Below are 13,098 nucleotides of genomic sequence, written 5' to 3' on the forward strand. Positions count from 1 at the left end.
TGTTCGACTGGTGGGAAGGGTAAATGAAAATCCCTCCCCACTTGGGGAGGGACATCGTATCTGTGGCCACGCTGTGCGCCTGGCCGACTTGGGCAGACCTTCTTGTCGGCGAGACGCTTCGCCATGTTATCGAGCTCTTTGGGAGCCCGTGAGGCCATGGCCGGATCGCCCTCCTGTCCACAAACGGCACGCCCATCTCACCGACCACGACGACATCACCAAGCTCAACGACCGATACAGGAGCGTCTACGGCCAGCCCTGAATACGATCAGCAAGTTCTGAACCATGCGAAGCGAGGGACCAGAACGGGAGGTGAAGCCTCCGTCCGGCCCCTCGCTTTTTGTCATCCATCCCAAGAGCGGTGACGAGATCGCATGCCTGCTTACTTATCAAGAGCACCTGAAGACTCCCATATGTAATCAATGATACTTCTGTACCAAACTCAAGATTAAGCATCCCTCTTCATGAAATGCCGGCAGAACTTCAGCAGGAGACGAATAGCGTTGGTCTGAGCCGCGCTGGGGAATGAACCTGGAATCAGGTAGACAGGAACCGTCAGGGGCGGGTCGATCGGCGCCGACCAGATACCCTGATATTCATGCTGTGACTCATAGTCCTCGTAGATCGGCACCCAGGCAGGCTTGTCGCAGATGGAGATCTGTGCAAAGGCGGCCTCGACCGTACTGAAGGCGAAGGCACGCGGGATGAGTTTCGGATCAACTTGGAATGCCTGCGCCACCAAATCCACCAACATGGGGTTCCTTTGGCGGGCAATCAGGGCCATGGGAGTATGGCGCAGCGATTCTAGGGATATTCTGGAAGAGCCGAATGACTCATGCGCCCTGTTCACGGCCGCCACCAGGTAATCCTCACAGATTAGCTTGGAATCATCCATGGCCCCGGCCCTCCGACCGCGCAGGATCGCCGCATTCACTTGGCTGCTTTTCACCAGGGAGACCCTTTGAGCGGGCTTAGCTTCCATTATCTCCAGCTGCACTTTTTCAGCACGGAGGGCGTTGGCGACCTTGGTGATACGTTCCGTCATGCCCTTGCCGATGGCCAGCGATATGGTGACAAGGCCCTTGGTTTCCCGCCCGGAACCCACCTCACGGCGCAACTTACCCACGTCACGCATGACGGTGGAGGCAAGATCGACCGTGGTCCTTCCCTCGGTAGTAAGGCGCACTGCCCGGTGGGACCTGTCGAAAAGCTTCACTCCCAACTCGCGTTCTAGCCTGCCGATCTGCTCGCTGACCACCGATTGCGGCAGGAAAAGCGCCTCGGCAGCCCTGCTGAAATTCTCTTCCCGGGCGGCCGTAAGGAAAATCTCCAACTGCCGAAACTCCACTTGTCTTCCTTCTGCTCGGACAAATAACTATCGTAATCTACGATAGTTCACTTCGTGCTTTGACCCTTGTCACCGGTATCAGACCGAGAAATGATAAATAATGCAAACCGAAAACCACAAAGATAGGAAACATAATGTCAAACATGGTAGTTCTCGGATCTGGCGCCGTCGGCACCGGTATCTGCAAGGCCCTCCGTAACGCAGGGCACGCAGTCACGTCAATTAACACCTCCACCAGCAAGGAGAACGGCGCCACCGCCATTCGACAAGCGGACTTCGTCTTCCTTGCCATCCCCCTGAAGGCTGCCCTGTCCCTACAGGACAACTGGGTCGATGCCCTGACCGGCAAGACGGTCATCGACATGACCAACCCCCTCACCCCCGACTTCGCGAACCTCACCGTCGGCTTCAAGGATTCCGCCGGCGAACAGGTTACCAAGGCCCTGCCGAAGGCGAAGGTCGTCAAGGCGCTCAATGCTGTACTGGCCCCTAACCATGACCTGAGATCCTTCGAAAAGGGTCAGATGTTCGTCCCCGTCGCCGGCGAGGAAACCAGCGCCAACGCAGTAGTCGACCTGCTCCGCTCCATCGGATTCGATGCCCAATACGTCGGAGACATCACCTGCTCCCGGTATATCGAACCCATGGCCGAGGTGCTGATCCGTCTGGCATACATGCAGAACCAGGGCACCAGCATTGCCCTGAAACTCATGCGCGCATAACCCCATTGGGCGCTCATCTTGTGCAAACTTTCACATGATGGGCGCCTCTCATATGGAAAGATCCGGATTGGATGCGGCGCGCCAGTAAAAAGCACCATCATGCCCATATGCCCTATATCCCCGATGACGTCAGCCAGATACCCGACAACCACTCTGGGTACATCCCAGCCCCATCGGACCGCCGGGAGCGGTTGTGCGTCGCCCTGCATAAGCGCCTCGAGGCGGTCATCGACCAGGAGTCCCGCCCCGACCTGTACGATCCGGATCGGAAACGCCTCACAAGCCTGGACAAGCAGATCCGGGAGGACCTGGCCGCCATCCGCAACGGGGCCAAAGAAAGCAGGGTGAGAGATCTGGAGACGAAGTACTCGTCCACCAACCTACAGACCGGCACTAATCGCCAATAGTCCTGAGGCTTCTGTTGTTTTCATTGCCTTTAATATTAGGGGGGGGGGATATAGGTTTCATCTTTCAAACTCCGGCAGTCTTCCCGCACACACACCAGACTGTACATTTTATCCCCGGCTCCGGCAGACGTCTCCCAAACACATAGCCATAGCAGATTTAGTCCCATTACTGAGGCAAGCGTCTTCAGGGGCGTGGTTTGCCCCTGAAGACGTGCGGCAGCACATGATCGACCTGATTCAGGTCGCCAGGGTGCGGGGCAGGCGGCCCCTTGTTTCGATTGCCTCCTCACGTTGCCTTATTTGGATCTGTTCAAGCTCCAGTATTCGCCGGTCCAGCCTGTCCCGCTGATCCCTGAGTTGTTCTATCTGACTGGTCAGGGATGTGGCCGATACGGGCAGATAAGCGTATGAGAGATTCTCGACCACTTGGATTCTGTGTTTTGGAACGATGCGCTGGTAATGCCTGACGGCGATCTTCTCGGACGTGTGACCAAGCTCGTCCATGGCCTCCCGCAGGGTGCCGCCCTCGATCATGAGCATGGTCGCATGCGTGGCGCGCAGCGAGTGGAAGGTGATGTCCGGCCTGCCCGCGTGAAGGCGGGCCTTCCGGAACTGCTGGCTGAGCGTGGTCGGCGACATGACCCCGCCGGGTGACCTGACAGCAGGGAAGAGCATGGCCTCCGGCTCGTCGACGCAGTATCGGTCGATGTGGTCGCGGATGGTCTGGATGAGTCCTGCGGGGATGGGCACGGTCCGCATGCTGGAGAGGGTCTTCGTCGGGCCAAGCCTGCAGGGGCCGACGTCGTCCGGCCCCCTGCAGACCGAATGCCGCACGTGCAGGAGCCTGTGGTCCAGGTCGATGTCCCGGATCTGCAGGGCGCACACCTCCCCTATCCTCAATCCGCCCACCAGGAGCCCCAGCCAGATGCTCAACCTGGTGCGCGCAGGCATGGCCCGGGCCAGCCTGCCGGCCTGTTCCCGGGTGACCGGTTCCTGCTCACGTCGTTTGGACGGCGCGGGTTCCCTGATCGGAAGGACAAACGGGTTACTGTCCAGCAGCGGAGGACCATAGGCCGGGTTCGAGGCCTCCTGCAGGACCGAGTGCAGCACCTGGCATGCCCCATAGAACGCCCAGGGACCCTCCGGATGGTCGGCCTCATACCAGGAGCGCACATCAGCGGCAGTGATCCCCGCGACCGGCCTGCCCTTGAAGAACGGCAGGAAATGGGAGATGTCAGCCTTCAGGTTCCTCATCGTCGACCCACGCAGGTCGGAATTACCGTTCCGCTTCCTGTGCTTCATCCACTCCTGCAGGTAATCCTCGAACAGGACTTCTTTATCTTCTGCCTTCGACTTGGCGTTCCTGTCACCCGGATGCTGCCAGGACCGTATTCCCTTGTTATGAAGGACGACCAAGTAATGCTCACGTTCCAGCCAGGCAAACGCCTCCGTACGGTATTCCGGGCCAAACTGCCTACTGACCCTCCTGTCGTGGTCAAGTGGATTCGGATACCTGGCAAGCCAGGCGATCACCTGCCCGTTCCTGCTTTTCTTTGGGAGGATGCCCCCCCCCCCCCACGCCACGAGTACGCGTCACTTCTCACCCCTCATGCTCAACTCATCGCTTCAACGGAACAAGATATGAAAGAGAGAACCGCGAGATTGCAAAAGAGTCAATGAAATGGGTGCGTACCTAAAAGCGTACCTATCGAGAAAACCCTGGGAACGCGCGCATCCCATGGTTTCCCTCCTCTAGATAAACCCTTATCAAAGGCAAGCAACTGGCATGAACAGAAAAGGCAACAGATATCAGTTATGTACCGATTTTCTAATAATAAAGCCGTATCGCAGCACACTATCTGAAAAGGAGAAGAATGTAATACTGACTTGCAAAAAGTAACGTTCGGATCGCATCCGGGGCACTTTGATAACTCTGGCAACATGAAGCAAAATATGCCTCCATCTACGATGACTATTACGCCGCATGGTATATATACGCTGTTCACTGGCATCATTCAGACAAACTCGATCGATGAAGTTTATTACCTTATACGTAACCAATAATTGATAAGTGGAAAGACTAAAACGCCAGTTTCCGGAGCCCACGACATCGATAAATAGACTATATTGACCTCTGCTTTTATTGCCCCGCCCCTCGCCTGCATATGTACAAGTACAGGACGCGTATATATCCTGTTCTCTGCTCGGATAACATTTGTCATCCTTGTTTCAGCCTGCGATATTTCATCGGAGTCATACCCGTGCTTTTCTTGAATGCAGCACACAGTGATGATTCGGAGGTGAACCCACACCGCTGACAGATTTGGCGAATAGGCAGCAAAGTGTTCACCAGCAGATACTGCACCGCATGAATCCTGGAATCCACTAAGTAGGCGTGAGGCGTGATACCGGTTTCCTGCTTGAAGAGTCGGATGAAATGGTACTCGCTGAGGAAGACTCGTTCGGCCAATTCGGAAACGGTAAGCGGCTCATATAGATGAGTGGACACATATGCAATCGTGTCCTCCACCACTTCTGTCTGTTTGCGCTTGAACGATCGGGGCTGTTCATCTGCAAACTCGGTGAGAAGATCGGTGATGTATTTGGACATTCTCGCTTCAGAGTATCCATTCTCAGCAGTCAATAATGCGTTGATGGTCCTCATCCGCTCCAAGGCATAGGTCTCAGAGGAGAGCATGAAAACATTGCCCAACTTCCTGACGATGTAATCGTAGTAGGGCCTGGCCATGACACCATCGAAGTGAAGCCATCGTGCTCTGGTCCTGACATCGGTACTATAGGCATGGCGCTCATAACAATTAATCAGCACAAACCTGTCCTCTTCAGCCACAAAAGAACCCTCGGGCAGGTCAAAGGACAACCTGCCACTATCAACATAAATGATCAGAAAGCTGTCGAAAGATCGCCGCTCCAGCCTGTAGCCGGGTTCATAGGAAAAATCGCCCATCCGTAAAGGATAGAAAAATGTCGCACGGGCGATGGCCGATGGGGTGTGAATCAGAAAATCCGAAGCACTTGCATCAATACCATGCTCAGCGGGTTTCGCCACGATTTACTCTTCTCTTTTCGCCGAAGTCCTTATTGCCAATAACGCGATGATTGCTCGGATACACAGTTCTGAGTATCAGCCGCACCGCACCCTGTCATCACTATCTGACACCAAGTCTCTGAGTTGAGCCGAACAATAAGCAACGAGACATAGACACGACATGTATCAGCATAGACAGCATCAAGAATGCCGTTGCCCTGTATCTTATCAATATAGGACAACGGCATTGGCCGATGTCAACTGATCACTTGACGTTGAAGCCTTGTTGCTTTCCGTATTCTTTCAGGTGCTTCTGCCAAGCAGCCACACCTTGCTTCAAGTTGATTTTCTTATCGGTGTATGCAGAACCGACATCATCGGCGAAAACGGTTCGGGCATAGACCTCAAACGGCAGTGTATCGTGACCTGGAATTACGTCACTGGCGGCCTTCGCCAGAACTTCGTTATACTTCTGACCGCCGAAGTACTCGATGTCCTCCCCCTTGGCGTTTTTGACGGTGGTCGCATCTTTGAACCTTTGCGACTTAGTGGTTTTCACATCGTCAGGGAAGGAACCCCCAGCCACGCGTGCATCAATGCTGGCCTGATTCCGGGAGATGAACTCGATGTACTTGTACGCGGCTTCGGTCTTCTTACTGGAAGACATGATAGCCAAGGACGAACCACCATGATTGGAATTGACCGGGGAACCATCCTGGGTGGGCATGGTGGTAACTCGCCACTTGCCTGCTTGGTCGGGGGCCACATTGACCAAGGTGGTCGGGATCCAGCACCCTATCAGAGCAGAGGCGAGCTTGCCGTTGTTCAGGCTTTTGTTCCAATCCTCAGTCCAGATGACGGTCTTGGTGTCGACCAGGTCCTCGTCAATCATCTTCTGCCACCACTTGATGAAATCCTGAGTACCTTTATCGTTGTCCAAATCGATGGATAAATCCTTCCCATCGGCCGAGAGCTTATAGGGGTGCCCATTCGCTTGCCAAATCATCGCATCGAAGAAACCGGAATCGCCGGAATCGGCGGCTATGTAGGAACCGACCGACCGAATCTTCTTGGCGGCCTCGTAGTACTGGTCCCAGGTCTTGATCCGAGTCGCGTCGACACCGGCCCTATCGAATACATCCTTGTTGTAGAAGAAAGCCATGGCACCGGAACCGAAAGGCAACCCATAAGGCTTCTTGTTGACCAGGACCGAATCCCAAGTGCCCGGATTATAGAACTTGGAATAGCCCTGCGTCCGGTCACTCAGTTCGGTCAGACGATCATTGATAGCATACTGGCTCAAGGCGTACAGTTCGATTTGCGCCACGTCAGGAGCCCCCTTGCCAGCTTGGAAGGCATTGTCAAGCGCTGTGTACTGTTCCTTTGCGGTCCCGGCATTCTGCAGTTTGATCTTGATGTTCGGGTACTTCTTCTCGAATTCCTTGGTAGCCGCCTTCAGTGTGGGTTCCCAGGCCCATACGCTCAGTTCCACGTTCTCGTTCGCGCCACCCTGCTTGCCGCCGCAGGCAGAGATACCGAGGAACATGGACACCACACCAACACAGGCCACCAAACGCTTCAGCCCCATTGCATGTTTCATTGTGTGACTCTTTCTTCTTGGTTACTTTTGGTCAATATTGACGTCGGCCTTGACCATATAGGCCATATCTTCTTTCCAGACATCCTCGGGCCATTGATCAGGGTTATATTCACCGTCGAACCAGATCCGGGGTCTGTCGCCTTTGACTGGTTGAGGCCATTTGAACTGTCGATGCTGTTCGGTCATTTTCTTCTCCATTTCATATATATGCTTCATCATTGCCGAATTGCCATTGTCGGCGTCTGTCTATTCCTTGACCGCCCCTGCAGCCAATCCAGATTGCCAGTACCGTTGAAGAATCAGGAAAGCGATCATCAGGGGGATCACGGTAACCAGAGATCCGGTGATGACCAGATTCTGTATTGCATGTCCACCGGCTGTATTGGCCTGGTTTTTCCACTGATTAAGTCCAATGGTCAGGGGATACCAATCGGAATCCTTCAACATGATCAATGGCAGAAAGTAGTTGTTCCAGGTCGCTACGATGGCGAACAAGGCTGTGGTCACGATTCCGGGAGCCAACAGCGGCAGACTGATAGTCAAAAATGTCCTGAACTCGCCCGCACCATCTACCCTAGCCGATTCCAGGAGCTCCGTCGGAACTGCTTGTTCGGAGAAAATCCACATAAGATAAAGGCCAAATGGACTAATGAGGCTGGGCAGAATCATGGCCCAGGGCGTATTGGTCAAACCCATTTTGGCGAACAGAAGAAACTGCGGGACCGCCAAGGCGATACCGGGAACACTGATGGAACCAAGAACTACTGCAAAAACAGCCTTGCGACCAGGGAAAACAAACTTTGCCAAGGCATACCCACCCATAATGGCCAGGATGGTTGCTCCACCTGCACCGACCACCACATAGAGGAGAGTATTCAGGAGCCACCGCCCGAAAATGCCATCCTCGTATGTAAAGACAGTGGTGACGTTGTCCCAAAGTGCAAAAGTACGGCCAAACCAAAGCCCGAAGGTTGACGTGAAATCAGATTGCGTCTTGGTTGCATTGATAATCAAGTACGCAAAAGGAAAAAGACAATAAACGGCAAAGACACCGGTAGCCAGTGTCAACGGCAGCGAACGACGAGGATTGGCCGGGTTGGAGAAGCCAACCTTCGCTGCCCGCTTACGCTCCGCCCGTTCATCCCTGGCCAAACGTCTCGCCCGTTGCCGTTCGCGAGCTCGAATTGCTGAAGGCGATTCATCCAAAAAATCAGCAGTCATTTCATTTGCTCCTTCAGACTGTTCAGCTGCACAACGTAGGCAATTGTCATAGTGATGACCGCCATGACTATGGCTAGGGCCGCGGCGTAATTCGACTGGTTACCCGCGAAACTCAGGCTGTAGGCGTACATGTTCGGCGTGTAGTAGCTGGTAATGGTGTTTCCCGGCACCATGTTCTGCATGATTGACGGTTCATTGAAAAGCTGGAAAGAACCAATAATACTGAAAATCACAGTAATGGCCAGGCTTCCACGCAATTCCGGCATCTTGATCCGCCGTATGATCTGCCACTCACTTGCTCCGTCGATTGCCGCAGCCTCATATAGGGAATGCGGGATGGTGGATAAGGAGGAATAGAAAATCAGCATGTTATAACCCGTATATTCCCATGTCACGATGTTACCGATCGAGACAAGTAGAATATTGGGAGCCAGTAAGTCCATGTGCAAGCCTGTCCATGCATTAAATGAACCAACCAGGCCGTATTTCGCTCCATACATGAATCCCCATATCAACGTGGACACCACAGCCGGAACCGCGTATGGCAGGAAAGTGGATATACGGAAGAACTTCGTGCCATGCAACCTCATAGAGTCAATAGCCAGAGCCAGAAGCGCAGCCAAAAACAGGCAGAGTGGAGCCTGAATCAGGGTGAACGCACTGACACGTCCAACCGAACCCCAGAAATGGCCATCAGCGAACAGTCGCTTGTAGTTGCTCAGTCCGATAAAGACGGTTCCTCCCACCATCCGCCTTTCAAAAAAAGAAATATAGATGGCGTAGATAATCGGGATGACGAAAACCAGCATGAAAGCCAGCGCAAAAGGTCCCATGAACTTCCATCCGCGCCAATCACGCCGATGTTTATTACTTGAGACGGGTTGTCGCTCTTTCGGAGAATTCACCGAACTCGCCGCCGAAATGGAATATGTCATTCTTCTCCTTTGAAATGCATGATTTGGCAGAATCAGCCAACCCGACGTCAACGATGACGATCTTCCTTTTCCCTTGCACTCATTTGGTTGAGAGGCATCACTTTCAACTGTTTGCAGAGAGCACAAAGCTCAGGTTTCTGGTTACTTGTCGTTCAACTGCTCAATACTGCTGACAACAGAAGTAATCCTGATATAGAATATTGATATTTTGCTAAAAACAAATACAGCAGTTTTTACGTATACACATCCTTGTGTCCTCTTTTCAATACTCTTTTATACAACTAAGTAACGTACTTCTAGTCTATAAACAAGCACAGAGGGATGTATAAGAAAACTGCTGCATTATATTAGAAAATTGCTCTCGCCTTTACTGTCTTCATTTGCTTACAGGCTGTGCGGCCGACTAGTCCTTCGTTATAGCTTGCATGAATACAGTGGCCTGCATATGAGTAGGATCATCAGCGAGAACCCGTCTGAACCAATGGGCGGACTTTTTTTTGTTTCCCACACCCAGATTAGCCAGAGCAATGAGGTACTGGCAATGCACGTGGTTCATAAGGTTGTAGTCCCTTCCGAAGACACGGAAATCAGGGAGGGAAACGGCAAAGAAATCGACATTGTCGCTTTCATCCAGGTGTTGTTCACTATAATCCAACAATCTGTAGAAGCGCGCATTCGCTTGGTCAGTCTCGCCCAATGCCTGGTGGGCAAGCCCTTGGAACAGGATCATTTCAGATGGCTGGTCATTGTAGTACAGAGCCCCTTTGACCTCATTAGGCCCTATGGATGCCTTTCTGAATTCAGTGGTCGCCTCTTCAGCTTGACTTAGGTGCTGACTGACCAGGCCCAGTAAATAATGGATATCGTTGTCCTTCTGACCTTCCAACTTCCCCTCACCCAGGTTTTCCGGGTAATGCTGCGCCATTATGAGTTTCTCGTGTGCCAACTGCCAATTTTTCGCCTTCATCGCCTGCAAGGCCATGAGAATCAGCGATAGACGGTACTGAGTGGTGACCTTTCCTTCGCCACCCTCCCAAGGGTGGAAATGTCGCTTTGACATAAGCTTGAAGGCTTGTCCATAGGATCCCGTCAGATTGAGAATCTTCATATATTCGACGTATAAATCATCACGGGATTCAACCAAGGGCATATGCCTTTCGAACAGCTCACGACGCTGTGGATAGGTCCAGCCCATAGCTTGGTGCAGCTGATCCAACTCCAAAAAGACCCGTGCATCCGACGCATCAAGATGGAAGGCCTCCTCCATCTGTTCAAGGGCATCATGCCTCAGACCAAGCTTGTTGTAATAGGCGAGACCAAGATTCCTATGAACCGTGGGGAAAGACGGATCAGCTGCACAGGACAGCTTCCACATGGAGACCGCATCCTTGGTCTGCAACTTGTCATAGTAGAGACAGCCAAGATAATAAGGTGCCTTCGAGCTGGCTCCCAGACCAATAGCGTCTCGCAAGACAAGTATGTCTTCAAGCGCGTTGGGGAAACAATAACGTCCTTGCACCTTTTCGGCTGTTCGAATATGCCGTGCAGACTGCTCAAGTCTGCCCAAACGATGCTCACAGTATGACAGATAGTAATTCACCAAGGCATCTCGCTCATCCGCTTTCAGCAACACCGCGCAGGCCTCCTCATAAGCCCCGAACGACATATAGGTACGAGCCAGATTCAAATAGTTATGGGTCCGATTCCCCATCAAGGAAAACACCTGATCGCTGTCTCCCAGCAAATACCGTTCGAAACCAGACACGAAATCAAAGGCGTTGTGCGTCAGATTCTCGCCAAGACTTTCGAGCGCATCCTGTTTCCTCCCCTGACGACGCAGAAGGAAGGATTTCAGGGCCAGGGCCTTGGAACTGAGGGCATTATATTCCAGACTGCGATCAACGAAGACCAGACCTTGCGCCCACTGTGCTGTTCTTGCACACTCCATAGCCAGGTAGTAATAGCCTTGGCCGGCCTGGGTCTCATCCCAAGTCGCCTTGTACCAAGCATTGTAAGCCTTCTGCTCTTTACCCAGGAAGAACTCGGCAAGGCCCAGATCCGTGAAGGCTTGGCCATCATAGGGATTGGGATTAAGCTCCGTAAGTCGCTTGATCGCCCGCTTGAAGTGTTGACGCGCCTCTTCAAAGGCTCCTCTTCTGAGTAGGAGTTCTCCATACGCCACATTGATTCTGGCATCATCCGGATCGCGTTTAAGTCCTTCAAGATAATACGGATCCGGTCGACTGGTCGCATGCCGGTACTGTTCTAAATGCTGACCCGTAAGCAGAAGCTCCTCGTTGGTGGCCACGGCAGAAGGCACACTCGGAGCTTTTGCCGGTGAGGGGATGACCGGTATCTTCGGGCGGAGCGGTCGGTAAGCAACCAAGTCCCTGCCCTGTTCATCCGTAGCGGTGATAGTAATTTCCCAGGGCCTCTTACCTCCGGTATCGAACTGGCCTTCACATATACGGTCAGGGCCTATCTCAGCTGTCCTTTCCGCCAACACTTGACCGTCATCACACATCACTTTGACGATGACCCCTTCGTGTCTTGACGTGGCCGAAACCTTAAAACGTCCTTGCCCCTCCTGAAGGCCGGCACCATCGACCCCTTCCGATTCCCGCTTGGCCTCAATCGGGTCGGCGGGTCCGAACTCCAAATTCACCGCCGCATCGATGGTTGCGTTCTTAACCAGACCCAGGGACTGGTAGGGCATGAAATACTGGGTGAAACGCTTGGTTTCATATGGTTTGAGCCAAGTGAAGTCAGGCTGGTTATCAGTGTAGACACCAGTCATGAGTTCCACATACGGACCGTTGGCATCAGTAAGATTCCGGTCCCAAGCATGACCAAAATCGCCAGAGCCCCAAGTCCATTGCTTCTTACCAGGGCTGATATGGTGATCAGCTACATGAAGGATTCCTGCTTCCGCCTTGAAATCATAGCCGCCGACAAAATCGAAATCGGAATGTGCCGCCATATAACTGGTGGGTACAGGAATGTTCTTGTAACGGCTGATATCCACACCCTGGGAATAGTCGTGCTTATAGTACGTCCCGGTGGCTATCGGGTAACGGCTGACATCACGCTTCCCGTGATCCATTACAGCGACAACATCAGGCGGCATCACGGTCTTGGTGTGTTCATTCACTGGCACGGCAGGGTTCGCCCACCACAGGAAACTCTGGGGCAGGGGCGTGCCATTGTACAAGTCGGCGGATATCTCAATGTAGGATTTCCCTGGGTACAGGGCAATGGTGGTAACCACTTCCGTGCCATGGATTCTATCCACATCATGGCATTGCACTCCCCCGCCATCATGATCCAGCTTTACCAGTCGGTAATCGACTGGCATGAATGTCGTCGGTCGATGGTGTTGAGGCCAGTTGAATTCAATCCCACCGGAAATCCACGGACCCAAAAGTCCGACCAAGGCGGGCTTGATCACATCATTCCTGTAGACGAAGTCATAGTTGTTGGTCTTATCAGTGGCATATTGGATGCGTCCACCCAATTCAGGCAATATGGTGACTTTGAGAAATTCATTTTCCAGATTTACCGCATCATAGACCTTGTCCCTTTTATCGTCGCTGATGGATTCAATCACCGGATAAGGATAGACCTTACCCGTCGAGCCCTGATAAACACGGCCTTCTATAAATTGCGGATTAGGATCCGGCTTACCTGCTTCATAGGTCGGTATGGTGAGCTGGACATTCGTAGCGGACACCGGCTTCATTGCTCTCTCCTTTGTCGTCGTTATTGTGCATCAACCAGCACGATCCGATGAATGATGCATCTACTGCAAGGCTAGGA

At 52.8% G+C, this 13,098-nt stretch carries 10 protein-coding genes; 2 read left to right on the forward strand and 8 right to left on the reverse strand.

Annotated features, from left to right (window positions below):
- Positions 1–448: 448 nt before the first annotated feature.
- Positions 449–1,348, reverse strand: a complete 900-nt coding sequence (locus tag J3T95_RS03930) for a LysR family transcriptional regulator (protein ID WP_267450445.1) — start codon at positions 1,346–1,348, stop codon at positions 449–451.
- Positions 1,349–1,482: 134 nt separating this feature from the next.
- Here J3T95_RS03930 and J3T95_RS03935 point away from each other — a divergent pair, with 134 nt between their 5' ends.
- Both J3T95_RS03935 and J3T95_RS03940 read left to right on the forward strand, forming a co-directional pair.
- Positions 1,483–2,070 carry an NADPH-dependent F420 reductase gene (locus J3T95_RS03935; RefSeq protein WP_267450446.1) on the forward strand — a complete coding sequence of 196 codons (588 nt, stop codon included), beginning with the start codon at positions 1,483–1,485 and terminating at the stop codon, positions 2,068–2,070.
- Between the two features lie 71 nt (positions 2,071–2,141).
- The gene (locus tag J3T95_RS03940) at positions 2,142–2,477 is read left to right on the forward strand and encodes a hypothetical protein (RefSeq protein ID WP_267450447.1); all 336 of its coding nucleotides are present in this window, start codon (positions 2,142–2,144) and stop codon (positions 2,475–2,477) included.
- Between the two features lie 237 nt (positions 2,478–2,714).
- Here J3T95_RS03940 and J3T95_RS03945 read toward each other — a convergent pair whose 3' ends face one another.
- The 7 genes from J3T95_RS03945 to J3T95_RS03975 form a co-directional block, all read right to left on the reverse strand.
- Positions 2,715–3,893: a tyrosine-type recombinase/integrase gene (locus tag J3T95_RS03945; RefSeq protein ID WP_416378743.1), complete on the reverse strand. Its 1,179-nt coding sequence runs from the start codon at positions 3,891–3,893 to the stop codon at positions 2,715–2,717.
- An 802-nt stretch (positions 3,894–4,695) separates the two neighbouring features.
- Positions 4,696–5,547, reverse strand: coding sequence for an AraC family transcriptional regulator (locus J3T95_RS03950; RefSeq protein ID WP_267450449.1), 852 nt, complete (start codon positions 5,545–5,547; stop codon positions 4,696–4,698).
- A gap of 244 nt (positions 5,548–5,791) precedes the next feature.
- Positions 5,792–7,126, reverse strand: a complete 1,335-nt coding sequence (locus tag J3T95_RS03955) for an ABC transporter substrate-binding protein (protein WP_267450450.1) — start codon at positions 7,124–7,126, stop codon at positions 5,792–5,794.
- Positions 7,127–7,147: 21 nt separating this feature from the next.
- Positions 7,148–7,312, reverse strand: a complete 165-nt coding sequence (locus tag J3T95_RS03960) for a beta-galactosidase (protein ID WP_267450451.1) — start codon at positions 7,310–7,312, stop codon at positions 7,148–7,150.
- A 60-nt stretch (positions 7,313–7,372) separates the two neighbouring features.
- Positions 7,373–8,347, reverse strand: coding sequence for a carbohydrate ABC transporter permease (locus J3T95_RS03965; RefSeq protein WP_267450452.1), 975 nt, complete (start codon positions 8,345–8,347; stop codon positions 7,373–7,375).
- Positions 8,344–9,180, reverse strand: a complete 837-nt coding sequence (locus J3T95_RS03970; protein ID WP_267450596.1) for a carbohydrate ABC transporter permease — start codon at positions 9,178–9,180, stop codon at positions 8,344–8,346. The genes J3T95_RS03965 and J3T95_RS03970 overlap by 4 nt, the downstream gene beginning before the upstream one ends.
- A 505-nt stretch (positions 9,181–9,685) precedes the next feature.
- Positions 9,686–13,021 carry a DUF5107 domain-containing protein gene (locus J3T95_RS03975; RefSeq protein ID WP_267450453.1) on the reverse strand — a complete coding sequence of 1,112 codons (3,336 nt, stop codon included), beginning with the start codon at positions 13,019–13,021 and terminating at the stop codon, positions 9,686–9,688.
- Between the last annotated feature and the right edge of the window lie 77 nt (positions 13,022–13,098).

Source organism: Bifidobacterium sp. B4079, assembly GCF_026537385.1.
GTDB lineage: Bacteria > Actinomycetota > Actinomycetes > Actinomycetales > Bifidobacteriaceae > Bombiscardovia > Bombiscardovia asteroides_I.